This window comes from Methylobacterium sp. WL6 (assembly GCF_008040095.1).
In the GTDB taxonomy this organism is placed as follows: Bacteria; Pseudomonadota; Alphaproteobacteria; order Rhizobiales; family Beijerinckiaceae; genus Methylobacterium.
On the sequence record NZ_VRVH01000047.1, the window covers coordinates 1 to 24,659 of the forward strand.

A 24,659-nucleotide genomic window follows, 5' to 3' on the forward strand; every position below is an offset into this window, starting at 1 on the left:
TACAATCACGCTCGTCGGCTCAAGACCCTGCGGGGCCTGACACCCACCGAGTTCATCCTGAACGCCTGGACGAAAGAGCCCAATCGCTTCAGGATCGACCCGTCACACCTCATCCCGGGACCATACAGCTACCTGCCGAACCCAGGGGGTGCGATCGGCGCATCGCTCATGGTGGCGAGGCTAGTGGGTCCTGGCGGTGTATTGAAGCCGACACAAGAGCTCGGACGCCCTTGGCTGTAGCGTGAGCTCGAGCGCGGACCTACGCGGTGATCGTCGTCGGACTTGAGAGTCCCCTGGGTCGGACGTGCCGGATCCACTGTCTCCCTGTATCAGAATACTGATATCAGGCTCGTGGTGGGCTTTGTCAGATGGTTCGACCGGTGAATTGTGTCTCCGTCGTCCCCTTCCTTCTCGCCGTGGATCACCCTCGGCTGAGTGGACGGCTTGTGACCTCCACCGTGCCGTTCTTGGTTGGGAGATGCGGGCTCTCGTTGTCAGCACACATCACGCAACTTCGGTGAGCCGTTTGTGGCCATAAGTCCGAAAAGCTATTGTAACGTGACTACTTAGATTGGCCAAACGTGGGGCGATCGCCAACTCCAGGCCGACGATCGAACGCTTGATGATCCCCGCGATAACGATGCCAACATGGGGTGGTCAGCGGCGCGACAACCGTCCGATATGCCCAGCATACGACCTGTCTCAACGCACGGACATAGGCGCACCAGCCGCGCCGTCTACCGAATGCAAGAAACTGTGATGCCGGCAACAGCTCAGCCATAGTCCGGAGCATAAAGGCGCTCGGCGACGCGCACGATGCGGGTGCGACACGTGCAGATCGTCCGATATGCTCGGAGCAAGGCCGGCAAAGTCCCAACAGGAATGGCAGGCAAACCGGAGCCAAGTCGATCGACATCCGAGGGACGACCCGACGCGCAGTCTGAAGTAGCTTCAGACCTCACACCATCCGAGGAAGAAGGGGGCGGTAGATTCATCGGGTGATATGGGCTGATTTTTGCCGGTCGCGCCGGACCGGGGATCCGGTGCTCAGCCAATGGGCCGTGCCCGACCGTTTTCTTGCCGCTGGCAGCCATGTCCTAACGCGAGCTTACCGCGCAGGTCCGCATTCGAGTGGTCCGCTGCAACCGTCCACAACCCGGCCCGGTCTACGTCGGCACCATGGCCAAGGGTCCCCGCTTCGATCTGCGCCGCCTCGAAGGCGAGACCGCGGCGGCGGACGTACGCACCCTCCAGCTCCCGCCCGGCGGTCTGCCCGCGACTAGGCTGACCGCGCAAGGGTTCCGCCCCGCCGACGGACGCGACCTCACCGGCGTGATCTCTAGCGTGCGCTGGCAGGCCGCGCGCCGGCTTGCGCGCGAGGCCACCCGCTGGGCACGGGTTGATGCGGTCCTTGGGGGTACATACCGAACCGGCACCGACGCGTGTCGGCCTCCGACCCACCCTATCCTCGACCCTGCCGCGGGACGATTGCGTGAGCCGTCTCGCTCCCGAGCTGCGGTCGCGTTCCCCGGAGCTGGCCGCGGAAGGCCCTCCGAGCGAGGCCGAGATCCGCCGGATGCAGACCGACCGGCACGCCCACCTGTTCAAGTAGGACTAAACCCCATGCCCCGCATCCTCCTCGTCGCCCAGGAAACCGCCGGCGTCGGCAAGAGCACGGTCACCTGCGGCCTCGCCGAGGCGGTGCCCGATGCCACGATCCTGGAGATCGATTCGACCCACCGCCTCACCGAATTCCCGTCCCTCGTGGCCGAGGCGGGGGCGGCTGGTAAGGGGCGGTTCGCCAAGGGGCAGTCGGGTGACGCGCAGACCGGCGGCGTGCGCCACTTACCGATGCGGGCGACACGGGAGGCCGGGCCCGACCGCGTTACGGTTTAACGGTTGCCGGATCGCCTGGCGGATCGTCGGGCTAGGGGCGCTTCAGCGTGCCGGCCGCAAGGTTAACGAAGCGTTGCCGTTCACGCCCTGTTCCCGTTGTGGAAAACCCGCGAAGCAGTCAGTTTGGCCCTTGAAACGGGGCACAGCATGCACATTCGAGCCGGGGAGCGGCTGCGCCTCACGCTGTGGGGTGCGGGGAGCCGCGCTATGGTCAGCCTCAACACTTTCGCGGTGACCCAGCCTGCGCTGGAGGGGCACGATCCGACGGAGGATGGCTTCCATCACGACGTTACGTCGTGGCTGCACGACGGCTTCAACACCCTGACGGTTGTGCTGATCGGGCCGCCAAGTGAGGTCGCGTTCCGCATGGTGGTCCGGCATGGCAACCACGCCGAGCACGTGCTCGACGAGGCCGATTTTTTGCCGCTGGAAACGCCCTGGCGTCTGTGGACACTGCGCATCGAGCGGGCCTCGGTGCCGAGCCAGCATCTCTCCGGCCTTCATCACACCGACCTGAAGCCGGTGGGCTGCGATCAAATCATGCCCGGCGCTGCAGGCGGCGGCATGTCCCTGCGCATTGACCAGACCAAAGCCCCAGCTTCGTTGGTAAGCATGGCCACACCGGTCCAGCCCTCGAGGATCGCCTCGGCGAGAAACCTCCCTTGAGCGATCGCCTGATCTCCCGAACCCGCCTCGATGTGGATGCGCTGCGTCTCGATACGCCCGCTACCATCACGGGGACGACGCAGGACCCGAAGTTCGAACCCGGAAACGGGTACGCCTGCAAGCTGTGGCATGGCGTCAATTCGTAAAACGATTTGTTTCGCAAGGACATAGCCAAACCAGCTCGATCGGGACGCTTTTTGGATCTTTGAGCCTTCTTTTTCACGAAACACGCCGAACCAAGATCGATCATGCCTCTGTAGTGGCTCGGGCCGATCTCACTTCGTGACGGTATGAGGACAATATCGCGTGCCTATCGCTCAGCGCCAGCTCGCCGCATCAATCCGGACCGCGCTGCATATCGCTGACCGCGATGCGATCGCGGCCTTCGTCCTGGATGCGGGTACGGTGTTTGCGCCCCACAATCCGTTCGCCCGAACTAGCGTCGGCGCACAGCGCCAGGTTTGGACCGGGTATCAGCGCGAGTTCTACTTCTCGAATGTCGCCTCGCTGGGGCTGATGTGTCTGCTGAAAGCCCTGCAGGCCCGTCCCGATGACGAGGCGGTGGTCCAGGAGATCCTGCACGCCGATGGCTGCCGTGCCTACGTGTATCACCCAGGCGACGGCTGTCGGATCATCGGCGCCGTACTGCATGCCAGGGGGACTGGAGCCCTGCCGGCAATCAAGCCGCTTCCACGGGGTGGCCGACGGGGCAGGCGGCAGGGATCGGCTCTTCAGCTCGACCTGTTCGCGGTCGGGTAGGGCCCACGGAACAGATCCCCCATCGCCCGGCGGCGGAACAGGGTGCGCCAGCGTCGGCGTTTATGCTCCGGGCGGTCGTGGTTGATGTGGCAGCGTTGGCAGAAGGCCACGAGGTTACGGTCGAGGTTGTTGGCGGTGTCGTGATCGCGGTGTGCCGCGGCCAGCACGACCCGCGTCGTACGGATGAGGCCGAGATCCTCGATGGTTGGGAGGCTGCGCAGCGGACGGCCCTGCCCATCGCGCCAGGCGCCAATGCCGGCGTCCCACCAGCGCCCATCACCGAGATGGTAGACGGTCTGCCCGTGCGGCCGGCCGCAGCCCTCACAAGCACCACCTGCCCGCCCGAAGCGGATCGTGGCCGAGAGCTGCGGCCAATCGATCGGGTAGAAGAAGCGGTGCTCCCGGCGGATCGGCATCGCTCGATCAATCCTCAGCCCAAACTGTCAGCGAATGAGCTCGACCGCGATACCAAGCGTGTCGGGTAGCTCGGTCCAGGCACGATCGGTGGTCAAGGCTGTCGCTCCCCGCTGCCGAGCGAGTGCAAGACAGGCACGGTCGCCGAGCGACAGTCCAAGGTTCTTGGTCATCGGCCGCAGTATACCCGCCGCACGCGCTTGCGTGTCGTCGAATGGCTCGACCCGGAGGTGCAAGCCACCGACCGCCTGGGCGATACGCACTTCCGCACCGCCGGCATCCGCGAGCTTGGCGTAGACCTCGGAGAGATTGACCGCACTGACCCACGCCCGCGGCAAGCTCGCGATCACCCGCTCCGCACCATGTTCCCCCTTGAGAAGGCACAGCAGGGCTGAAGCGTCGAGAACGAAGAGCTCACTCACGCTCAGCCTCGATCCGCCGTTCCGCCACAAGCTCGTCGGCAAGATTGACCTCGTTGGGTACGAACTCGCGTACGATCTCCTGCGCCAAGCGAACTGCGGATGAAAGCGATCGGACGTGGAGCCCATCCTCACCCAGTTCAAGCACAACGGTATCCCCGGTATCGATACCGAGCTTGCGCCGGAAGGCAGCTGGGATGATCAGCTTGCCACCATCAATGATTTTGACCGCCTGCGATGCCATGGCCTCGTCGCCTATCCGTACCGATTTTGAGAATCATACCTACGTCATCATAGTTTGAAAACTGCGATGATGTGGTGAGCGATAAATTCCGGCTGCGCTGATGGTTTACGTCTAGGACATGTCCTCAGTGCCGGGCGGTAAAATGGGTCGTTACGAGCTAGTTGGTCGCGGCCTCCACAAACCGAGCGCTGAAACGTCACATATTCAAGCTACGTGTGCGTTGATGGATCTTAGATGATGTGACGGCTTGTGATACACATCTTGGGGGAATCGAGCGTTTCGCGCATGTCTGTCACGCAATCGCTCGTTTGCGTGACAGGCACGAACGGGGGAGCACCGCAGATCGGCGGCTCTCGGACCCTTGATTGTCATACCGCCTCACGACGCGTGGCCCGTCACGCCCGCACAGGATCACCACCCCATGCTGCTCGGCTACATGCGCGTGTCCAAGGCCGACGGCTCGCAGACGACCGACCTGCAGCGCGACGCTCTCCTCGCCACCGGCGTCGTACCCGAGCGCTTCTACGAGGATCATGCCTCCGGCAAACGCGACATTCGCCCTGGGCTCGACGCCTGCCTCAAGGCGCTTCGTGAGGGCGACACCCTCGCGATCTGGAAACTCGACCGCCTCGGCCGCGACCTGCGCCACCTCGTCAACACCGTCCACGATCTGACCAAGCGTGGGGTCGGGCTCAAGGTGCTCACAGGCCAGGGGGCCAACATCGACACCACCACCGCCAATGGCCGGCTGGTGTTTGGGATCTTCGCAGCGTTGGCAGAATTCGAGCGCGAGTTGATCATCGAGCGGACCAAGGCTGGCCTTGCCTCAGCGCGGGCCAGAGGCCGCAATGGCGGTCGCAAACCAAAGATGACCCCGGCCAAGCTGCGACTGGCGCAAGCCGTAATGGGGCAGCCGGAGACCAAGGTCGCCGACCTCTGCATCGAACTCGGCATCACCCGCCAAACCCTTTACCGACACGTCGATCCCAAGGGTCAGTTCAGAGCCGACGCTCTCAAGATTATTGGGCAAAAGACCATTTGATCGATGGTCTGCGGGGACGGGATATTGCGACGGAAGACAATCAGGCAGCGTTTCCTGACAAGATAACGGCCGTTTACGGCCGCAGATATGTACGCGACCCAATTCGTCAGGAAAACGGTCCAATAACCGACACGTGAAATGATAGGATAGATGTCCGAGAAGAGTGGAGTCGCCTTCGATTTCCATGCTGAAAGCAGACGTGCCGCGAAGGCTACGCCGTCAGCGCCCGCCCGTAGGCGTTCTGGGGATCGCGGTAGATCGTGTGGACGTGCATGGTCAGATCACGCCGGCCGACCGGGAACTGCTGGCCGTTTTCAAGATGGAGAATCACCGCTGATTGGTCTCAAGCCGCTTCCGGCGTTCGCGGCGCATCTCCCGTTCCGTGTCGTGGATCCAGGCCTTTCGCTCGGCCTCCGACAGACGCTTCCACATCACGATCACGGCAACGAGATGTTGTGGCACTTCTCCGTGCAGTCCGCGGATCTGACGCGAAATCGTGTTGACCGGCCGCCCGAGCAGCCGGGCCAAGGTCTTTTGCCCTAAGCCAGCGGTCTGCGCCCGCAGTTGCCAAGGTTCGTTGTCCATCCCTTGAGGTTCTTAATTCGTGGAACAGTTCAACAGATCACCCACTTTCTCATTCATCGTCAGCTGACACGTTTGGGCGCTGATGGCTGAGGGCGTGTCCTGCTCCCGCCTATTGATGCGGTGAGCCGGATGCCTCACTACCATTTCAACGTTCATGACGGCGCTAGCACCCTGGACCGCGAGGGCATGTTCCTTGCCGACATCAGTGCAGCGCGTCGGCAGGCTATGCTGTTAGCTGGGGCCTTGCTCGAAGCTGATACGGATAAGCAACGCGATGGGAGGCCGTGGCTGATGGAGGTCACGAACCAAGCTGGTGAAGCTCTGTTCCGGCTCGACTTCAAACTCACAACGAACGCTTTCGGGCCAGGTGCATTATGAGGCCGTCGAATTGCTCTTGTTTTTCGAATTAAACTCAAGACCATTTAGGTTCGTCGTAGTGAAGATCCTGCGTTTCATCAGTAATTGTACTGCGCTGTGCAATCTCCTTACCGACTGTGAAAAGAAGCGTTCGACTTATAATCTTCATTTCATCTGTACCAAACTTCTCTATATCCGCATGTGCAGCCAGGACCGCATCTGCAATTGTGTTCAGACCAACTAAGTCGATCATTGATTCTCACCTTCTATCTAGAGTGATCTAATGTAAAATATTTACATATCTTGCGGTTATCTCTAGTATTGTCTATTATTTACTATTTTACAATCTGCATTGCAATGCTAGGGTGTATCACTGGTCGAACCGACTGGTGATCCGCGCAAGGAAGTGCCATGGACATGCCGACGCCGGACGGGCTGAGGTTGGCTCTACATACGGGTGATCGTGGCACGCTTGCCCGGATCGCAAAGGCACTCGACTGTTCCCCAGCCTCTTTCTTCGAGCAGCCCACCGCAGGCCATCCTAAGGACGCTTCACTGCTGATGCAGACGTGGCTGGCGATCAAATCGCCGAAGGGGCGCGACGTGGTATTTGCGTTCGCTCGCGAAGTGCTGCGGTCGGAGAAGCGTTAAAACGACGCGGATGGCTTGTTATGTTCCACGACAGGGAACGAGACCAAGCGCGATAAGTAAAAACATGACATATATATGTTAGGTATCAATCAATAAATGCAGCAGTCCAGTTTTTTCTAATTGTTTTCTGTCTCGCAATCACCAGATATGTTCGTGGTCGGCTCGTTTCAGGGCGCTGACGATTGAGGGACAGCGTGTGCTCTTGCCCCTAGCGCGAGAGCACGCATGGCAAATCTTCGGCAAGCTGGCGTACGCAACCGCCTCCTTCGCGCGCTGCCGCCGGAGGACTTCGCTGCCTTAGTGCCTGCGCTGCACCCCGAAGCGATACCTCTCCGGCGGGTACTCATCTCATCCAACACACAGATCGCGACCGTCCACTTCGTGGAGGCAGGCATCGTCTCCGTCACCTCCGATGCGCCCAGCGGTCGCGTCGAGATCGGGTTGCACGGCCGCGAGGCCCTGGTTGGTGCCGCCCCAGTCCTTCTTGACGACGACCGCAGCCCTTACACCCATTTCGTGCAAGCGGCTGGGCACGTACTGGCGATTGACGTGTCGGACCTACGCGCGGAAGTGGCGCTGCGTCCCACCCTACGCGGTCTCCTGCACCGCTATATCCAGGCTCAAATCATCCAGACCGCGCAGACCGCGTTCGCGAACGCCCGCGGTGGTACGCCAACCCGGCTCGCTCGTTGGCTGCTGATGTGCCATGATCGGGGCGAAGGCGACGAGATCACGGTTACGCAGGAGTTCATGTCGCTGATGCTGGGCGTCGAACGGCCCGGTGTTACGATGGCGATGCGGACGCTGGAGAAAGACGGCCTTGTGGCTAAGCGCCGGGGCCGCGTCCAGATCATCGACCGCGAGCGCCTGCTCGACTTGGCGGGAGACGGCTACGGCCTGGCCGAAACCGAGTACGCCCGACTGATCGAGGGGAGCGACCACCCGGAAGCGCGGTAGTCCGAACGATCAACGCGTCATGAGCGAGGCTCGTCCACGAGTTCGCGTAGGTATGCTAACGCACGGCAGCGCCCTTCTGCGGTTTTGATCCGGCCCCAAAGCTCGGCGCACTCACGCGCGCCGGAGAGGCACTCAGCCGCTTCAGTATCTGTGAAAAAGCTCTCGACGGGAATGCCGAGGCTGGTGGCCATCGCAGACAGCTTCGCCAGACGAACAGCATCTACTGGATTGTCCATGCCCACCTCCTAGAGGTTGCATCAGTCTACAGCTGTAGATGTATACCTCTTGAGACAGGGTGTAAAACTTTTACGCTTTCACCATGAGGCATAGGCGGATCACGGTGCAGCGGCATCAGGCATAGGGACATATGCCGCTTGGGGTGTGGACGGAAGCCTGCCATGAGCGCGAGATGGTACGCCAGCTTGCTCCAGCACCCTAGCGGTGCGCCTTCACGACGGTGGAGTCGACCAGTGCCTTAGAAGGCGGCCAACCGGCTTGGGCACCTGGTCAGCCCACGACGGTGAACTACCTTTAACGGAATCACGCTAGCCCGACGCCGAGCAGACACAGGCTACCAACGATCAGGCATCTGTCCATGCTCTCGAACGTCGCCTGTCTCATGGGTCGGTCTGGGGCAACACCAGCGAGCGTCGCTCCCGAAACGAGGCACATCAGGCTGAGAATGAACATCTTTCGCGCCTTCGGGGTCCCCGTGGATCACCCTGAGCAAGAAAGGGTCGCGCAAGGATATGTGATGCTCTCGCTTTTGTGCTGCCGCCTTCAATCTACAACTTCAGTCGAGTATGGCGCTGGCCTTGCGACTGAAGACGCAGGCCCCTTCCAAGCTAGAGCCGGATGCTCGTATTGAACGTGCCCTCGCTGAACGGCAGCCGAAACTTCACGGCGATTATCTCATCCTCGACGCGTACCACGCTTGCATAGCGCTTCCCCACCGTCACGGACGTTCCGACTGCCGTAGTGGTGGCAAACGGCAATTGGATTTTTGCCCCAGTCCTCGATACGTCGAGGATCAATCCTTGAAGGCTGCGCTCCTCGGGCAAGCTCACGATCACGTCGCGGTACTCGGGTACGATCCGCAGTGCTGCCCGTTGTTCGGCTGTCCATGCCGCTCGGGACGTATGCCACGCCAACCGTACGGTGATGCGTGCTCGGCGTTCAGCACTGAGTGTCGGATGAAGGGTGAACCCTTCCGCATCCGTTATGCCAATCCGACCCGGCAAGGCTCCGATCTTGTCGAGGTAGCATACCGCGACATCACGCGGGCGACCCGGCGCTTGCGTCCGGATCGCGATCGCGTCGAGGTCGTCGATCTGCGCTCGGCAGGGGTATTCGGGTCCGCCCTCGACCATCACGCGGCCCAATAGGATCGAAAGGTCGATGGCTGCAGCGTTTTTGGTCGATCGAACGACCGTCGCGTCGTCACCCAAGCCGCTCATGCCGCCACCAACGCACTCGGCAGCTGCAGATACGCCAGAGCCTCGTCGGCAGGGAGCGGTCTGCTGAACAGGAAGCCCTGTACCTCGTGGCACCCCTCCTGGCGGACCAAGTCGAGCTGCTCGGCGGTCTCCACACCCTCGGCAACGATACCCATGCCAAGGCGCTCACCAAGGCTAACCACCGCCCGCACGATCGCAGCCGCATCCGGGTCGGCGATGTCACGGATGAAGGCGCGGTCGATCTTCAACCTGTCGAACGGGAAGCGGCGCAGGTAGCTCAGGGACGAGTAGCCGGTGCCGAAGTCGTCGAGGGCGATGAGGACGCCCAAACCACGGAGCCGGTGTAGGCAAGCCAGAGCCGCGTCGGCATCCTGCATCAGCACGCTCTCGGTCACCTCCAGCTTGAGCCGATTGGGCGATAGCCCACTGGCGGCCAAAGCGGCCAACACCGCCGTCTCCAAACCCTCACGCCGCAGCTGCACGGCCGAGACGTTGACGGCGACGCGAACGTGCGCAGGCCAATGCATCGCCTCACGACAGGCTTCCTGCAACGCCCAGACGCCGAGCGGCACGATCAGTCCGGTCTCCTCGGCTACGGGGATGAAGACGGCGGGTGAGATCTCACCACGAACCGGATGGCGCCAGCGCATCAGCGCCTCGAAGGCGACGACGGTCCCTGTGTCAGCTTGCACGACCGGTTGGTAGACGAGTCGGAACTCCCCGCACCGGATCGCCTCCTTCATGTCGAGACCAAGTTGGCCGTGTGTGGCGATGCGGGCGCCCGCTTCGGCACAGAACTCACGAGAGGTGCTTCGCCCCGCCGCCTTGGCTTCGTAGAGTGCGATGTCGGCGCGCTTGAACAACTCGTCGGCACCAACGTCACCGCCGGTACAGACCGTAAACCCGATGCTGACGCCGATCTCGACCTTGTGTCCATCCAGGTCGATCGGCTCGCTCACCGCCGCGATCAGACGGTTGGCGATGGCATTGGCTGAACACGGCTCGGCAAGATGCGGAAGCACGATCGCGAACTCGTCGCCCCCTAGCCGAGCGACGGTGTCGTAGGATCGTACGACCGCCTGCATCCGCTCGGCCACGACGCGGAGCAGGGCGTCGCCCGCCGGGTGGCCGAGACTGTCGTTGATCGCCTTGAACCGGTCGAGGTCGCAGGCCATCACGGCGAACGTGCTCTGGGTCCGGTCTGTGTAGGCAATAGCTTGGTCCAAACGGTCGTGGAGCAGGATGCGGTTGGGCAGACCGGTCAGCGCATCGTGCAGCGCCATGTGCCGCATCCGCTCCTCCGTCTCGCGGTGGGCCGTCACGTCGCGCAAAGCGGCGACGTACCCTGTTGCACAACCGTCGTTCGGGTCGAGCATCAAGCTGACCGATGCTTCGATCCAGACGTAGTGCCCGTCAACATGGCGGTGACGCACGCGGCAGGTCCCGGGCGACTCCTCATCCCCGAGCTTGGCCCAGTGGTCGGCGAAAACCGCTCGATCGTCGGGGTGAAGGTGTTCGACCGGGTCACGCCCGACGAGGTCCCCCGGCTCGTAGCCCAGCACGATCCGGGCGGCGGGAGATACGTAGAGCGGGAGCTTATCCAGACCCCCCAGTACGAACACGTCTGCGACGTTGTCGGCGAGCAGTCGGATCTGCATGCTGGCAACCTGACGCCGTTCGGTCTCACGAGCTAGAAGGAGGAGGGCACTGACAAGGACCACTGCGAGCCCGCCGCCCAAGATCCCTTGGGTCAGGGCCAGGCGGTACCATGGGGCAAGGACCTCATCTTTCGACAGTGAGGCTGCAACGTAGAGCGGGTAGCCCTCCACGAAACCGTGCGCGATGACACGCTCGTTCCCGTTGGTGAGGCCGGTCGCCCAAAACGGTTTGGTATCACCTGTAGCCGCATGGTGGCGGTAGTTGTCCGAGGCGGCGAAGTTTCGGCCGATCGTCTCCGAGGCGTGCGGCGAGCGTACGAGCAGAATGCCGTCGGCACGCCATAGGCTGAGGATCGCGCCGGGTTCGTTGTCGACGGCGTCGTAGACGGCCTGGAACGATGCGATATCGAGCATGGCCTGAACCATGCCGATGAATGCGCCATCCGGCCCGACCAGGCGGCGGGCGATCGGCAGCATGGGCTTACCGCTCAAACTTCCGATGATCGGACGACCGATGGCCAAACTGTCATCGATCTGTCCACGCAGTTTCTGGAAGTAGTCCCGCTCGTGCACGTCGAGGGATCGAACTGGAAAGACGGCGGCCTCGGCCACCGCGCGGCCATCGCGGTCGGTGACGACGATGTTGCCAAGGTCGTGCGACCGGGCAAGCTGCTTGCGCAAGGCGATGTGCATCGCCTCGGATCCCAGATCATGAGCATGGAGTGCGACGAGGGAGGTGACAATCTGCAGGCGTTCGTCGGTGATCTCGATGGTGCGGGCAGCGTGGTGCTTCAGGGTGAGGGCGGTGTTGGCGACCTCACGCTCGGCGTCGATGAATTCGAGGGTCCGATGCGACCATAGCGTGTGCCCGAAGAACGCGGGGATGATGATGCCGACAGCAAGCGCCGACAGGCGTAGGCGCTGGCCATAACCGATCGTGCGTAGTGAGCAGCGTGCAAGGACCCGAGGCATCCAAAGGCCGAATGGGATGCGGAGACGCGATGCGATCATGGCCGTATCCGTTCGTCGAAGTTGTCCGCGGGGAATGGCTCGACGAACTGGACGGCGATGCCGCCCTCGATCGCGCGGACAACGGTGGCGAGGCGTGATCCGATGCGGACAAGCGCGCCGACGAACAGCCCGGGATTGGGGCGCAACGTGATTTTAGCGCCGGATATCGAGATGTTGAGGATCGTCCCCACGAAGACGACAGTCTCGGCGAGACGAACTTCGACGAACTGGTGAAATGGCACGAGTCGGGGCGCACTACGTAGCTTCCGGATCTGAGCTGCCTGAACAGTGTGGGATTCCAGCTGCGCGGCAAACCTGTCCCGGTGGCTCTGCTTGATCATGAAATCTACCATGACCCCTCGGGGAGTTGGCTCTACAACCTTCCCAACGAGAATGCCGACGTTGTCGAGGACACAGACGACAACCTGCCCCGAGGTAGGTTTGGCCTGAACGCTGATCTCTCCCCGCAAAGGGGAGTACATCACGACGGTACAGGAGACTTCCTCACCGGTGGGAAGCAGGGCACGTCCTGTGATAGGTTCACTAGGTTGCGTCGTTTGAGCGTCATGCGATCGCGCGCAATCGAAGGGGAGGGATTTCTCCGCCCCGGATCTTTCTTGTGCCATCCCCCGTCCGTATGCTGAAATGTGATGACAAGCACGCTTGGTCAATCTCGCAGCGTACCTATAGCCGCTAATAGACATAAGCTATGCAGGTAACTTATCTTCAAAAAGTTAATTCAAATAAGGCATGCTGCCTATGTACCATAAAGTCAAACATATAAGCAGAAGGATAATATTCTCTATAATTTATTCAATCGCTCGAGCGAGGTCGTCCATATCTGGTAGCGGGTGGTTGTTGTAGGTCGATGAAGCTGCGGAGCTACGACCCAGGCATGGCATCGCCACCGCGTATGCGCTTAAGTTGCCTGCCCCAGGCTACCTGTTTGATCCCGGCATTTGATGGTGCAATCTTCACGTCGGAGTGGAGGGACGCGCTATGGGCCAGGTTCTTCACGGCAGCGCCACAATGACGGAGGCGGTCCGTCGAGCGATCCAGCATAGTCAAGCGAGTCTGAGGGCGCTCTCGAAACGCTACGGGACCAACTAGAAGACAGTCGCCAAGTGGAGGTTGCGGACCTCGGTCGCCAACCAGCGCCCACAGGATCAGAACCTTACCCTCGGTGAGATCCTTGAGGAAGCACCAGAGCATCAGCATGAGGCTCAAGGCTGGGCGCTGGTGCCAATCGGTAGCCGCGATCCGTTTGAGGCGCTCCAGGCGACGTATGAGCGCCTGCCTGTTGAGAGGTGGCAGATCAGCAAACGGCTCCAGCGAAGCGGTCCGTAGGTTACCACGTAGCTCCGCGACATCCGCTTCAGCTCTGGCGGCCAGATCGGAATCAACGAGGACGAACACGTTCGACGCCCCCGTTAGTGCGTAGAGAAGGTAGGCCGGGATTGCGAGTTCGATCCTTTGGCGGTCGGTCAGGATAGGCATGGGAGCATTTATAGCTCTTACCAAGGCCGAAAAGGCCAAGCCAATTCGGCGACGTTGCCCCATTCCGCCCATATGTCCGTAAATCGGTCGGATAACCGACACAAAAGAAAATGTAATAGCCGTTTTATTTAGGCGAGTTTTTGCTGGCCTGTCTCAACCAATTACAACTTGACAGAAATTCAAGACATTATCGTAGCATTCAAAAAATTCCTTTGCTTTTGAAAATCTTCATTACCGCTGTTTGGTACGAGCGATATCATTGCCTAGTCAATGGATGAGATTAATCGACGCAGAAAGTTGCGGAAACAATTTTTTCAGAAGTTGAAATAGCGACTTAAGAAAGACTTAGCTGTCTCTCGCTATGATCGGCCTGATCGCTCGTACGCGCTTGTGCGCAGGTCGTGTGCGACCTGAAGGCTTCATGCCATGCTTTCGCCCTTACGCGTTGTTTCCAAATCTATGTACGACGAAGCACCTGAGCAATCCAGCCTCCGGAGCGTTGCCACGGCATTGCCGATGCTGCTGCCCTACCTGAACTCTGTTCGGCATGGCTTGCTGCTGATCGACGAACATGGGCGCGTCATCCTCGTCTCTGGTCAGTCGCTAAGCCTTCTCAGCAGTAACAAAGCACTAATTTCGGCAGGCTCTTCTGTCCGACACGTCCTTCGCATCGTTCGCAAGAGCGCGGGAGATCATTGGGAGCAAGTGCGAGCGCTGCTGCGTCGTTCCTTTGCACAAGCCGAAAGCTCTACCTTCGAGATTACGCTTCATGAACGCCTCCTGGGCATCGGCCTATACCCCGTCGCCGATCAAGGATGGGCAATCACGTTCGAGGACGTCACCGCGCGTCGGGCCGCCGAAGTTCAGGCCGACGAAATGGCTCGGCACGATCCGCTCACAGGCCTGCCGAACCGGCTTCTCCTGCGTGAGCGCCTCAAGGAATCAATCGGGCGCCTGCAGCGCACTGGCGAGGCGTGTGCCGTCCTGCTGATCGACCTAGACCGGTTCAAGCCCGTCAACGACACGTTGGGTCATCCGATGGGTGATGCCCTGCTGAAGAAGGTTGCCGATCGACTGCGCTCCACCGTGCGGCCGACCGATACCGTAGCACGGATCGGCGGCGATGAGTTCGTTATCTTGCAGACCGGCATTCAGGAGGCCGCCAACACGCAGGCGCTGGCCCGCCGCCTCGTGGACCTGATCGGACGGACCTACATGGTCGACGGCCACCTGCTCACTATCGGAGCGAGCGTGGGCGTTGCGCTCGCGCCGGGCGACGGCAGCGATGCCGACACCCTTCTGAAGAACGCCGACCTTGCACTCTACCGGGCCAAGCTCGACGGGCGAGCCACCTACCGTTTCTTCGAGCCGGAGATGGATGCACGCATGCAGGCGCGCCGGCAGCTCGAACTCGACATGCGCCAAGCGCTGGCGCGTCGTGAGTTCCAGCTGCACTACCAGCCGCAGCTTCAATTGGAAGGCAACCGGCTGGTGGGCTGCGAGGCGCTGATCCGCTGGCAGCACCCGGTACGCGGGATGGTTTCGCCCCTCGATTTCATCCCGTTGGCCGAAGAAATCGGCCTGATCGTGCCGATTGGCGAATGGGTCATGCGCCAAGCCTGCCGCGATGCGGTGACCTGGCCAGCCCCACTTTCGGTCGCGGTCAACGTCTCGCCGGCCCAGTTCAAGAGCGAGCGTCTCGTTGAGATGATCATGTCGGCGCTCGCCGCATCCGGGCTGCCCGCCACGCGCCTCGAGGTGGAGATCACCGAGGGCGTCCTCCTGCAGCATAGCGAGAAAACCCTACAAACCTTGCACCGCCTGCGCGAACTCGGCGTGCGTGTGTCGATGGATGACTTCGGAACCGGCTACTCGTCCCTGAGCTACCTGCGCAGCTTCCCCTTCGACAAAATCAAGATCGACCGCTCTTTCATCGCGGATCTATCGGGTAAGCGCGATGGCGAGGCGATCATTCGCGCCATTGCCGGTCTCGGCAAGAGCCTCGGCATGACCACCGTCGCCGAGGGCGTCGAGACGGCTGACCAAATGGAGCGCATCCGCGCGGAGGGCTGCACCGATGTTCAGGGCTACCTGATCAGCAAGCCCGTTCCCGCCTCCGAGGTTCTGAAGTTCCTGTCCGCCGACCTCACAACCTACTGACCGATCTTTCCGCCTGGAGTTTTTCGTCGTGAGTGATCTCTACCGCCTCGTCTATGCCAGCAAGAACCACCTGCAGGGAACGGATGCCGAGATCGCCGAGGCCGTCTCGCAAATCCTGGCCGCGTCTCAGCGCAACAACGCCAAGGTCGACGTCACCGGTGCGCTGATGTTCAACGCAGGGGCTTTCGCGCAGGTGCTGGAAGGCCCGCAGCCGGGCGTCGAGAGCACCTTCGAGCGCATCCAATGCGACCCGCGCCACGGCGACGTGACGGTTCTGCAATGCGGCCCAGCAAAGAGCCGCAGCTTCACGAACTGGTCGATGGCCTTCGTGGGCCAGTCTGCGACCGGCCACACCCGTTGGGAGGGGATCGCCGCCGCGAGCGGCTTCGATCTGACCCGGCTCGACGGCGACGCGGTTTTCGCCATGCTGCACGACTTGGTGCTGGATGAGGAAGGCCTCCCGGCCGCCACGCCCGTTCCTGCCGAGCCGCCTAAAACAGTCGACATCTCCAAGACGGCCGAAACACCCTCCATAGGATTGGACGTCGAGCGCGTTCGCGCAGAGCTGCTGCAACCCGGCTGCGCCTTCCAAGCTTCGACCGAGGCGGAGCCGGTCACCCACTTGCGCTATCGGGATGAAGCGGCCCCGTCGTTCAAGCGCGCGCCGGCGAAACCCGAACTCGCCCGATCCGAAGCCTTGAAGGCGGATCCCAGCAAACTCGATGCGGTCCTAGCCCTCCTGCGGGATGCTCTCGCCGAAGAGCGTCAGCGCACGACCGACCTTCGCAATGACCTCGATGATCTGCACATCGCCCTCGCCTTCGAGCAGAAGCAGTCGGACGAGATCCGTCGCGAAAGAGATCTTTGGGCTTGGCGTGCTCAATTGCTGGTAAAAGCGATCGACCGGGAAGCCGGTGAACTAGAGAGCAATTCGGATCCGACAGAAGCCGAGGCTTCCATGGCTCACGGCCAAGGCGCTTCGATAAGAGTTGTTGCCTGAGGAAAGGTCGAGTAGGCAATGGAAGCCTTAGACTGCCATCGCGCTTTTGCCTTCCATACGCCCGATGCTGACCACGATGACCAGGATGGCAGAGAATGGGTTCGCGGTGGGGGTTGTGGACGTATCAGCCGGTGCCGCGCACTCAGCCTTCTGGAAGTCGTTCCCTTGCCCGTTCAATGTGCCAGCCTGCTTGGCGGCTTGGTACTTCACGGAACAGTCCTTGGCGATAGCGCCAAAACCGGCGTGGCCAGCATGGTCACACCAAAGGCGAGCGACAGGACGGACAGTTCGAGGCGAGCCATAAGGGGTAGGTCTCCAGACCGAACCAAGCGCGGCCGACAGTGATCCAAGATGGCCCGGCACCGCCTATCCGACAACCTGCTCACTCGGTTGCAGCACACACGGGAGTGCCAGGGGCAGGGTAAGGTTGCTGGTTCCTCAGCAGCCCCATCAGCTTATACCAACCCTCGTTGATCAGAACCCATGGGTCCATCGGCGCATTCCGATGGACATGATGCGCCAGGGCTGGGCGACGATCTTGTTCCAGGCGTCGCAGCAGTGGTCGAGGATGTCGGCGTGGGATTGGAAGATCCGGTTGCCGAGCCAATTCTCGCGCATGAACTGCCAGAGGTTCTCGACCGGGTTGAGTTCGGGCGAACGAGCCGGAAGAGGCAGCAGGGTGATGTTGCCTGGACCGAGCAGCTTCTTCGTGGTGTGCCAGCCAGCCTGATCGAGCGGGAGGACAGCGTGGGCGCCAGGCGCGACGGTTGCGGAGATTTCTTCGAGGTGATGGGCCATGGCCGACGTGGTGCAACGGGGCATGACCAAGCCCACGCCGACGCCTTGGGCCGGGCAAATCGCCCCAAAGATGTAGGCTGACTGCGTGCGCTGATCCTTGGGAGCCGAGGGGCGCGTTCCGCGTGCTGCCCAACGCCGGGTCAGGGTGTTCTTCTGGCCGACCCGCGCCTCGTCGCAGAACCAGACCTCTACGGGTTTGCCGCCGACAGCCTGCCCGATCTGCGCCAGACGGTGGAGGAAGCTTTTATAAAAACAGCTGCGGCGTCCGGGTCCTGGGCGTGATGGCGCGGACGGGCTGAGAACTTGCGGTAGCCCATCGCCCGCAAGACCCGGCTCAAGGTTTGCTCGGAGATCGACACGCCCAGATCCTCGACCAGGATCTGTGCCAGATCGCACAAGCGCCAGCGCACTACGCCATGAGCGGCGGACGTCGGATCTTGTTCGATTAGGGCCTTCAGGAAATCGCGCTGCCCGGCGTTCAGGCGCGGACGGGCACCAGGCGCCTTGCCGTCGATCAGCCCGTCCGGACCGGCCGCGTTGAAGGCCAACACCCAGTCCCGCACCGTCTGCAACCCGACCCCGCCGATCTCGGCCGCCTCCAAGCGCGAGCCGCCAGCCGAGATCACCGATAGCGCCAACAGGAGGCGGATCTAGGCCGGATTGCGCGATACCTTGGTCAGAGCGCGCAAAGCTCCGGCATCATAATCCGATTGCAGTGGCACCGGAGCCGCCATTACATCCTCCTCAGGCTCCAAACCTGAAAAGTGAATCACGACCTGGATCGCGATGCTACCTCGCGTGAGTCACATTCAACGGGGCTTGGTATTAATCGTACAGGGCAGGAATTTCTGTAGAAGCGGGAATGCGGACAGGACCTAGTAATAGACCGTTGATGCGATCCCGATCCTTTGACTGTACTCCGGGTGGAACTCGACCTTGACGTCGAAACAGAAGGTTTCCGCGTCCCGGCGCAGCCGTTCGATCAGGATAAAGTCCTCGTCGACCTGGGCGACGTGGCGCTTACTCTCGGTCCGGCGTTTGGCGCGGCCGTAGATGATCGGCGGTGCAGACGGTTCGTAGAGCATCACGAGCCGCCCGCCCGGCTTGAGCACGCGATGCACTTGCCGCAGGACAGCCTCGTAGCGCAGACCGATGATGAAGTGGTCGAAGGCCGTAAAGCAGAACACGAGATCGAAGCGGTTGTCGCTGAACGGTAACGACACGGCGGAGCAGGCCCACTTCTCATCGAGCCGTGCACCGATCAGGCATTCATAGATCTCGGATGTACGGATTGCATCCGTACTGAGATCGGTGGCGGCGAAGTGGGCTGTCGGAACCCGAGATTTCGCCATTACGCTGGCCCATCCGTGGCCCGCGCCTAGTTCGAGAACCTGATCGCCCGGTCGGATTTGCAGGCGATCCAGTAGGGACTGGAACACAATCATGACCCGCGATTTGTAGATCACGTTCTCGAAGAGGTCAGCCTCGGGCCCCTCACCGCGATCCGTTGACCAGAACACGAGTTCTTTCTCGTCGCTGCTCGATAGCAGCGTTTCGTCGACGGCGATGTGAACGCCGCGATCTTCGGCAATGGTAGCTGCAGGAGGGCGTAACGGAGCTTCGGGTGACACGGGCGGCATCCAATCCTTGCAAGCTATCAAGTTCTCCGCGATGAACACCATCCTCGTTCCTATACGTTGGGACAGCCCTGAGAGGCGATAGAGCGGTGGTGTTTCAATCTGATATCTGAAGAGAGACAAAAGCGAGCTGTCATCAGATGTTCTCCGTAGGCGCTAGCGGATTTCGAGCTTAGACTCATGGAAAGCCCGCCGCGGCGGACGCCGGGCGGGCTTGTCTGACGAGTTCCTTGAGGTTGGATACGTTCATCCTAGTGGAAGGTTTCGCTTCGCTTCGCTGGCGCGGGGGCGCTCGTTGAGCGACAGTTCCATCCGAGATCGCAGGGGAAGCCGCGATGCGGATGGAGAAAACCGACCTGACGGACGAACTTGCTCCCGAGATCCGCGAGATCTGCGAGGGCTTCAATCAATTGTACGAACGCGCCTCACTGGCTGAGCAGATCGTCTGGCACCGCACGCGAGCTGTCCGGACTTGCCGGAACAACCGCAAGATCCTGAGGCTGCCAGGCGATCCAGCGCTTAAGGGCTATGCCGGCTCGGCGCTGCGGCGCGCGCAGATCCGTCTGCTGCGGATTCGGATATGGCGGGCGACCGGGGTGTATCCGGGCGAGGGGTAGTGCAGGTACGAAAAAGCCCGCCACGGCGGCTACCGGGCGGGCTGAGGTGATGTTAGGGCCAGAGGAACCCCTTCGATGGCCGGGTCGTAGCGCGGGCTGGTTAACGGAGAACGAAAGAGCCCCGCGCGGCGGATGCCGGCGGGGCTAAGTGCGACTCGGGTAGGAATGAGCGTGAAACGGAAGTGCTCCACGCCATGGCCTTGAGCGATCGCTGTGCCACCGAGTGCGTGCCGGCCTACGCACCTACGCGCCGGTGGACGAGATCGACCGGCAGTTGGCCCGTCCCGACTTCGCGGCCCTGATCTATCCGGTCGTCACGCTGGAGCCGCCTTACGACAACACGGGCACCCGGCGGAACCTCGTCGGCGAGCAGCCGAAGCCCGAAGCGCGGACCGCCTGGTCGCTCCAGACACAGTTGCGTCCGAGCTGCCCGCCGCTCTTCCTCGCGCAGACCGACGACGATCCCGTGATCAGTCCGGAGAACAGCCGCATCCTCGACACGGCCTGTCGGCACATGAGCGTCCTGGTCGAGTTCCACCGCTCCAGCAAGGGCGGCCATGGTTTCGGCATTGGGGAGCCGGGCACGCCCGCAAGTGTCTGGCCCACCCTGTGTCATGCGTGGCTCCAGACCCTCGACATTCTGGGTTGAAGGCTGAACGTCGCTTCCGGTACGGCCGACCGGGGCGCTGATCTCACCCAGATCAGGGGCTCATCCGGACACCGCGATCCGCGCACGGTGCCTGGACACGTCAAGCCGGCGAACGCTTTCAAGGATCATGCGGGGAGCGGGTTTTCGTGAAGCCCGCTGCAGCCAGGTTGCCTTTGGAGCAATTTTAGCAGCCCGTTCAACCTGAGATAATTTGTAAACGTATAAGTTGCTATATAGGGACGGTAATAGCAATCTAGTTATATGTACGACGGCTCGTGATTGAAACTTATGGAAGATTTCTTCTAGAGACGGGCAGCGAAGCGACATGCGTCGCCATCATCTCAACAAGTGCACGCGTCGAAGTAAGAAGGCGAGGCGGGCTACCAGCGGTCCGCCCTGGCATGAAGGCGACGTGCTATCTTGATGCAATCGGCGTGGTGCCTGGGCGGATCAGCGAAGTAAGCTCCGCTGGTTTCACTCTGCTCGTCGAAGCCAGTGCAGCGCGCAAAGCGAGGATCGATGATCGCCTCGCTTGGCTTCGTGCTCACGCCAACGACACGGCCGATCAGCGGAATGATCCCCGGATCGTACCCACCCGGCGCGCTGTGAGCGTCACGCTATCGAACGGTCAGACCGTCGGCGCAGAGATCGTTGATCTTTCGATGTCAGGTGTGGCCCTTACGATGAGCGAACGACCTGATCCTGGTTCAGCTGTTACCGTCGGGAAGCGGTTCGCCACTGTCGTCCGACACACTGCGGACGGGATCGCTGTTCGTTTCAAGCTTCCATACAGCCCAACGACCTTCAATGAACGGGTGGTGCTGTGATGGGACATCCAGAGATCGAGCGCCGCAGTGCGCCGCGCAAGCGAGTTCTGAAGGCCGCCAAGATCATCTTCCCCAATGGGGCATCAGTGATGGACTGCATAGTTCGAAACGTCTCAGACGTGGGGGCAAAGCTCACCCTACCGTCAGCAATCGGGCTGCCGGAGGCGTTCACGCTGCTGATCGACGCTGATGACGTTCAGCATACCTGCAGGATCGTGCGTCGGGAAAGCGCGGCAATCGGGGTTCAGTTCATTTCGAAACCATGGGATTTCCAAGCAAATTAGCCCTTCAGCGAAAGGCATCAGTTCAACTTCAAACTACCTCTTGGACTTGTCGTCAGACCGCTGAGGTGGGCATCGAGCTGATCGCGGATTTCTCTGGCCATCGCCAGATCGAGGCGTAGACGCGCAGCAACTATGGGATCAGGCTGCACGCTGCCATCCATGAGCACGGCCATCCGGTCCGTGAACAAATTGAGCGCGACGGTCTGCCCGTTTAGGACGATACTGACAGCGCCTGTAATATGCCGAACGGGAACTTCATCAGGATCGGGCGTGGCATCAATTGGCATCCCTTGAATTCCTATAAAACCGAGAAAATACAAGCGAGACTTCAGGTCCTACAATGCTCTGCGAGCCAGCCGGCGCACTTAAATAGCATTCGCAGAATTAGATATCAAAGTTAATGAAAAGTAAAAATATAGGTCAGGTTGCGCGCTTTCCGCTCGCCCCATGAAGTTTCTTCAATAAGCCGCCATCTCACATTGTGCTTGGCCGCCACAACAGCCCAGGCGTGCCCAATCATCCTAAACAGGATTGATGCTGGCGACCTTGCCCGACACCCGAGGCGACCGATCTCATTGTGGGCGCCGTCCCCAAGCGTCCCGGACAGGTCGCCCTGACCGACCTGCTCGACGAAGGTCATCACCCGCCCGAGCGGCCGGACGATCACGCGGTTGATGGCGATCCCGATGCAGACGGTTCGAGGCCTTGTTCGAGGCGACGTACCAGGCCGTCCTCGACCCGCGTGTGACGGTTCAGCCGAACCAGCAGTACAACTTTTATCCGGGGGGCAACATCCCGGACCCACGCGACGAACTTGGGCGGCGGATCAAGAACGCCACGGTCGTCGGCCTGCGGGCGACGCTGACCTACTGAGCGAGGTTCAACTTCATGCGGGCCATCGAAAATGCCCAACCGACCCCAGAGCGAACCCTGTGAGCCTGAACGGTGTACGCAAACCGCTCGTCAGGCGTGCGCTGGAGACGGCTCTCCCGCCATATCGAGGCGAGGAATATTCGGTGTGGCGAAGGTAAGCATGCGGTCTCCCTCGTTGGGGGCGGCACGCTCGTTGTCGACCGAGAGGAGTTCGACCACGCCGTCCTTCTTAATAATTAGCAGGGCGACCGCTTTGGTCTGCGCACCCGCGTTCGCGGGGACGACTTCGAAACGCCCGCCGGCCTCGTGTCGCCCGGCTAGGGAATCGAAATCGATCTTGCCGTCACCGAGTACCTTGCCGCGGGTATCCCGGCTGACGCCCGTGTCCGCATGCAGGAGGTGGTCCGCCGACGGCGCGAGTTGGTAGACGCGCTCGCGGCCGATCTCGGGGGCAAGTCTGGTGCACACCAGCGCGTTGTAAAGTTCGTCCCGAGTCGCAGCGAGCATATGGTCCGGGGGGTGGTCGGCGAGACCTTCCTCGGCATGCCGCGACAGCAGCTCGGCCTGCAGCGTTGGCACACCCGCGTCACGGGCGGCCTGGAGCGCGCCGGGATAGGTGTCGATCAGTACCACCGGCACGCCCGCGCGATGCAGGGCGACGACCATGTCGCTCGCCCATGGGGACGCTCCGACGACGGCGAGCCGCTGGGTCTCGGCCGCGGTAGACAGGCTCAGTCGCCGGGCCAGCGGTCCCAGCGAGAAGCCGTGGAGGATGACCGTGGCGACGATGACCGCGAATACGGTGGGCTGGATCAGATCGCCGCCGGCGTAGCCCGCCTCGCTCAGACGGGGCCCGGCCAAACCTGCGACGGCAGCCGCGACGATGCCGCGGGGGCCGATCCAACCCACGAACAGGCGCTCCCGCCGCGACAGGTCGCTGCCCAGCGTCGCGAGCCAGATGGCGGCCGGGCGGACCGCGAACAGGACGGCGGCCGTAAGAGCGAGGATGGGCAGGGACAACTTGCCGAGGACGCCGAGGTCGAGGTCGGCGGTCAACACAACGAACAGGCACGACACCAGAAGCACGACAAGCGCCTCCTTGAACCGACGCAACTCGCCCAAGCCTGGCACATGGCGGTTCGCTAGGGCGATGCCGAACACGGTCGCGCCGATCAGCCCGGCCTCGTGCATGAGCAGGTTCGGTACGACGTAGGCAACGAGTGCGAGCGCGAGCAGCACCGGCGTCTTGAGCGTCTCCGGGACGAGATCCCGCCGGAACGCCCAGGCCACCAATAGAGCGAAGCCAATGCCGAGGCCGCCCGCCACCAGCACGCCCTCGGCGAGGTGGATCGCCAGTGCGACCGCCGGGGTCTCGCCGGCACCGTGCGGCACGCCCACCAGGATCTCGATGACGACCGCCGTGAGGATCGCCCCGACCGGGTCGTTGACGATGGCCTCCCATTTCAGGAAGGCGGCGGATCGGCGCTCCAGGCGGGCGTGGCGCAGCAGCGGCAGGATCACGGTTGGTCCGGTCACGACGAGGATAGCGCCGAACACCGACGCGGGGCCCCACATCATCCCGCCGATGAGGTGCGCCGCGAGGGTGCCGAGGACGAAGTTGATGGGCAGCGCGAAGGCGGTGAGCCGGAGAACACCTTCGCCGGAAGCCCTGAGTTCGCGGAGGTCGAGCGCAAGGCCCCCCTCGAACACTACGATGGCGACCGCCAAGCCGATCAAGGGGCGCAGGTTCTCCCCGAAGTCGCGGGACGGGTGTAGCAAGCCGAGCACGGGTCCGACAAGGAACCCAAGCGCGAGCAGCAGCACGATGGCGGGGACGCGTAGGCGCGCGGCGAGCACCTGGGCGGCGATGCCACCGCCCACGATGCAAAGGACGGCTGTCGCCAAACCGTGTTCCATCCATCTCCCTCCGGGCAAACATGTCGTCGCGACCGGCCGACGCTTCACCGGTTGAGGGATCGGCACCTCCGCCGTCATGCGGGTCGGATCACATGCCCTACTACGGGTTGGAGCTTATGGGATTCCCGCCAAGGCCCCTGTCGCGGTCGCACCCCCGGCGTCGGTTTGGCGGTTATCGATTTTGCGCAGCTCGGTAGCAATGTCCTGCAGGCTGGTGTCGCCCTTGCGCAGCACCTGATCTGCCCCGGACAGACGGTCACGCTCGGCTGCGGTGACGTCGCGAG

Annotated in this window: 28 protein-coding genes and 4 pseudogenes; 17 read left to right on the forward strand and 15 right to left on the reverse strand. The window is 61.9% G+C overall.

What is annotated here, in order from left to right; all coding sequences use genetic code 11:
- From FV230_RS30660 to FV230_RS09345, 5 genes and pseudogenes are all read left to right on the forward strand, one after another.
- Positions 1–240, forward strand: a pseudogene (locus FV230_RS30660) (hypothetical protein); the annotation flags it as partial.
- Between the two features lie 1,383 nt (positions 241–1,623).
- On the forward strand, positions 1,624–1,896 hold the full coding sequence (locus FV230_RS09335) for a hypothetical protein (RefSeq protein ID WP_246687975.1): 273 nt from the start codon (positions 1,624–1,626) through the stop codon (positions 1,894–1,896).
- Between the two features lie 207 nt (positions 1,897–2,103).
- A complete protein-coding gene (locus FV230_RS29525) occupies positions 2,104–2,562 on the forward strand; it encodes a hypothetical protein (RefSeq protein ID WP_187275002.1) in 459 nt (152 codons plus the stop codon).
- The gene (locus FV230_RS29530) at positions 2,559–2,708 is read left to right on the forward strand and encodes a hypothetical protein (protein ID WP_187275453.1); all 150 of its coding nucleotides are present in this window, start codon (positions 2,559–2,561) and stop codon (positions 2,706–2,708) included. The genes FV230_RS29525 and FV230_RS29530 overlap by 4 nt, the downstream gene beginning before the upstream one ends.
- Before the next feature lie 160 nt (positions 2,709–2,868).
- Complete coding sequence (locus tag FV230_RS09345) at positions 2,869–3,321, forward strand: hypothetical protein (protein WP_147725365.1); 453 nt, start codon at positions 2,869–2,871, stop codon at positions 3,319–3,321.
- Here FV230_RS09345 and FV230_RS09350 read toward each other — a convergent pair.
- Genes FV230_RS09350 through FV230_RS09360 form a run of 3 tightly spaced genes read right to left on the reverse strand, consistent with a single transcriptional unit; the run spans position 3,294 to position 4,398 of the window.
- On the reverse strand, positions 3,294–3,737 hold the full coding sequence (locus tag FV230_RS09350; protein WP_147842164.1) for a hypothetical protein: 444 nt from the start codon (positions 3,735–3,737) through the stop codon (positions 3,294–3,296). The genes FV230_RS09345 and FV230_RS09350 overlap by 28 nt on opposite strands.
- Before the next feature lie 27 nt (positions 3,738–3,764).
- On the reverse strand, positions 3,765–4,157 hold the full coding sequence (locus FV230_RS09355) for a type II toxin-antitoxin system VapC family toxin (RefSeq protein WP_147725367.1): 393 nt from the start codon (positions 4,155–4,157) through the stop codon (positions 3,765–3,767).
- Positions 4,150–4,398, reverse strand: a complete 249-nt coding sequence (locus tag FV230_RS09360) for an AbrB/MazE/SpoVT family DNA-binding domain-containing protein (protein ID WP_147842165.1) — start codon at positions 4,396–4,398, stop codon at positions 4,150–4,152. Before FV230_RS09360 ends, FV230_RS09355 begins: the two co-directional genes overlap by 8 nt.
- 421 nt (positions 4,399–4,819) lie before the next feature.
- On the opposite strand from FV230_RS09360, the gene FV230_RS09365 reads away from it, so the two are divergent.
- A complete protein-coding gene (locus FV230_RS09365; protein WP_147842166.1) occupies positions 4,820–5,440 on the forward strand; it encodes a recombinase family protein in 621 nt (206 codons plus the stop codon).
- A 211-nt stretch (positions 5,441–5,651) separates the two neighbouring features.
- On the opposite strand, the gene FV230_RS30665 is transcribed toward FV230_RS09365, so the two are convergent.
- Together FV230_RS30665 and FV230_RS09370 are read right to left on the reverse strand one after the other, a co-directional pair.
- Positions 5,652–5,771 carry a DUF3500 domain-containing protein gene (locus FV230_RS30665; protein WP_246686690.1) on the reverse strand — a complete coding sequence of 40 codons (120 nt, stop codon included), beginning with the start codon at positions 5,769–5,771 and terminating at the stop codon, positions 5,652–5,654.
- Positions 5,768–6,025 carry a helix-turn-helix domain-containing protein gene (locus tag FV230_RS09370; protein ID WP_147842167.1) on the reverse strand — a complete coding sequence of 86 codons (258 nt, stop codon included), beginning with the start codon at positions 6,023–6,025 and terminating at the stop codon, positions 5,768–5,770. Before FV230_RS09370 ends, FV230_RS30665 begins: the two co-directional genes overlap by 4 nt.
- 129 nt (positions 6,026–6,154) lie before the next feature.
- Here FV230_RS09370 and FV230_RS09375 point away from each other — a divergent pair, with 129 nt between their 5' ends.
- Positions 6,155–6,403, forward strand: a complete 249-nt coding sequence (locus FV230_RS09375) for a hypothetical protein (protein ID WP_147842168.1) — start codon at positions 6,155–6,157, stop codon at positions 6,401–6,403.
- A 34-nt stretch (positions 6,404–6,437) separates the two neighbouring features.
- Here the strand turns inward: FV230_RS09375 and FV230_RS09380 are convergent, their stop codons facing one another.
- Positions 6,438–6,635: a hypothetical protein gene (locus FV230_RS09380; RefSeq protein WP_147842169.1), complete on the reverse strand. Its 198-nt coding sequence runs from the start codon at positions 6,633–6,635 to the stop codon at positions 6,438–6,440.
- A gap of 158 nt (positions 6,636–6,793) precedes the next feature.
- On the opposite strand from FV230_RS09380, the gene FV230_RS09385 reads away from it, so the two are divergent.
- Positions 6,794–7,033: a hypothetical protein gene (locus FV230_RS09385; RefSeq protein ID WP_147725373.1), complete on the forward strand. Its 240-nt coding sequence runs from the start codon at positions 6,794–6,796 to the stop codon at positions 7,031–7,033.
- A 225-nt stretch (positions 7,034–7,258) separates the two neighbouring features.
- On the forward strand, positions 7,259–7,990 hold the full coding sequence (locus tag FV230_RS09390) for a Crp/Fnr family transcriptional regulator (protein ID WP_147842170.1): 732 nt from the start codon (positions 7,259–7,261) through the stop codon (positions 7,988–7,990).
- Positions 7,991–8,007: 17 nt separating this feature from the next.
- On the opposite strand, the gene FV230_RS09395 is transcribed toward FV230_RS09390, so the two are convergent.
- The 4 genes from FV230_RS09395 to FV230_RS29535 form a co-directional block, all read right to left on the reverse strand.
- Positions 8,008–8,226 (reverse strand): hypothetical protein, encoded by a 219-nt coding sequence (locus FV230_RS09395; RefSeq protein WP_147842171.1) that lies wholly within the window; start codon positions 8,224–8,226, stop codon positions 8,008–8,010.
- Positions 8,227–8,835: 609 nt separating this feature from the next.
- Positions 8,836–9,447 carry a PilZ domain-containing protein gene (locus FV230_RS09400; protein ID WP_147842172.1) on the reverse strand — a complete coding sequence of 204 codons (612 nt, stop codon included), beginning with the start codon at positions 9,445–9,447 and terminating at the stop codon, positions 8,836–8,838.
- Positions 9,444–12,116: an EAL domain-containing protein gene (locus tag FV230_RS09405; RefSeq protein ID WP_147842173.1), complete on the reverse strand. Its 2,673-nt coding sequence runs from the start codon at positions 12,114–12,116 to the stop codon at positions 9,444–9,446. Before FV230_RS09405 ends, FV230_RS09400 begins: the two co-directional genes overlap by 4 nt.
- Positions 12,113–12,457: a PilZ domain-containing protein gene (locus tag FV230_RS29535; RefSeq protein WP_210248620.1), complete on the reverse strand. Its 345-nt coding sequence runs from the start codon at positions 12,455–12,457 to the stop codon at positions 12,113–12,115. Before FV230_RS29535 ends, FV230_RS09405 begins: the two co-directional genes overlap by 4 nt.
- A gap of 658 nt (positions 12,458–13,115) precedes the next feature.
- Here FV230_RS29535 and FV230_RS09415 point away from each other — a divergent pair.
- The 3 genes and pseudogenes from FV230_RS09415 to FV230_RS09430 form a co-directional block, all read left to right on the forward strand.
- Positions 13,116–13,223, forward strand: a pseudogene (locus tag FV230_RS09415) (IS481 family transposase); the annotation flags it as partial.
- Positions 13,224–14,129: 906 nt separating this feature from the next.
- Positions 14,130–15,773 (forward strand): EAL domain-containing protein, encoded by a 1,644-nt coding sequence (locus FV230_RS09425; protein ID WP_246694809.1) that lies wholly within the window; start codon positions 14,130–14,132, stop codon positions 15,771–15,773.
- A 28-nt stretch (positions 15,774–15,801) separates the two neighbouring features.
- A complete protein-coding gene (locus FV230_RS09430) occupies positions 15,802–16,773 on the forward strand; it encodes a BLUF domain-containing protein (protein ID WP_147842176.1) in 972 nt (323 codons plus the stop codon).
- Between the two features lie 27 nt (positions 16,774–16,800).
- On the opposite strand, the gene FV230_RS29540 is transcribed toward FV230_RS09430, so the two are convergent.
- The 3 genes and pseudogenes from FV230_RS29540 to FV230_RS09445 all read right to left on the reverse strand — a co-directional run bounded on the left by FV230_RS29540 (position 16,801) and on the right by FV230_RS09445 (position 19,253).
- Positions 16,801–16,983, reverse strand: coding sequence for a hypothetical protein (locus FV230_RS29540; RefSeq protein ID WP_187275455.1), 183 nt, complete (start codon positions 16,981–16,983; stop codon positions 16,801–16,803).
- A gap of 264 nt (positions 16,984–17,247) precedes the next feature.
- Positions 17,248–18,344 (reverse strand): annotated as a pseudogene (locus FV230_RS09440) (IS630 family transposase).
- Between the two features lie 102 nt (positions 18,345–18,446).
- Complete coding sequence (locus FV230_RS09445; RefSeq protein WP_147842178.1) at positions 18,447–19,253, reverse strand: class I SAM-dependent methyltransferase; 807 nt, start codon at positions 19,251–19,253, stop codon at positions 18,447–18,449.
- A gap of 290 nt (positions 19,254–19,543) precedes the next feature.
- On the opposite strand from FV230_RS09445, the gene FV230_RS09450 reads away from it, so the two are divergent.
- The 4 genes from FV230_RS09450 to FV230_RS09465 all read left to right on the forward strand — a co-directional run bounded on the left by FV230_RS09450 (position 19,544) and on the right by FV230_RS09465 (position 21,585).
- The gene (locus FV230_RS09450) at positions 19,544–19,825 is read left to right on the forward strand and encodes a hypothetical protein (protein ID WP_147842179.1); all 282 of its coding nucleotides are present in this window, start codon (positions 19,544–19,546) and stop codon (positions 19,823–19,825) included.
- Between the two features lie 253 nt (positions 19,826–20,078).
- The gene (locus FV230_RS09455; protein ID WP_147842180.1) at positions 20,079–20,474 is read left to right on the forward strand and encodes a hypothetical protein; all 396 of its coding nucleotides are present in this window, start codon (positions 20,079–20,081) and stop codon (positions 20,472–20,474) included.
- A gap of 401 nt (positions 20,475–20,875) precedes the next feature.
- A complete protein-coding gene (locus tag FV230_RS09460) occupies positions 20,876–21,301 on the forward strand; it encodes a PilZ domain-containing protein (RefSeq protein ID WP_147842181.1) in 426 nt (141 codons plus the stop codon).
- Positions 21,301–21,585, forward strand: a complete 285-nt coding sequence (locus tag FV230_RS09465; RefSeq protein WP_147842182.1) for a PilZ domain-containing protein — start codon at positions 21,301–21,303, stop codon at positions 21,583–21,585. Before FV230_RS09460 ends, FV230_RS09465 begins: the two co-directional genes overlap by 1 nt.
- A gap of 17 nt (positions 21,586–21,602) precedes the next feature.
- Here the strand turns inward: FV230_RS09465 and FV230_RS09470 are convergent, their stop codons facing one another.
- Positions 21,603–21,905 (reverse strand): hypothetical protein, encoded by a 303-nt coding sequence (locus FV230_RS09470; protein WP_147842183.1) that lies wholly within the window; start codon positions 21,903–21,905, stop codon positions 21,603–21,605.
- A gap of 382 nt (positions 21,906–22,287) precedes the next feature.
- Here FV230_RS09470 and FV230_RS09480 point away from each other — a divergent pair.
- Positions 22,288–22,458 (forward strand): annotated as a pseudogene (locus tag FV230_RS09480) (carbohydrate porin); the annotation flags it as partial.
- 90 nt (positions 22,459–22,548) lie between these two features.
- On the opposite strand, the gene FV230_RS09485 reads toward FV230_RS09480, so the two are convergent.
- Complete coding sequence (locus FV230_RS09485) at positions 22,549–24,375, reverse strand: sodium:proton antiporter (protein ID WP_147842185.1); 1,827 nt, start codon at positions 24,373–24,375, stop codon at positions 22,549–22,551.
- Positions 24,376–24,659: the final 284 nt, after the last annotated feature.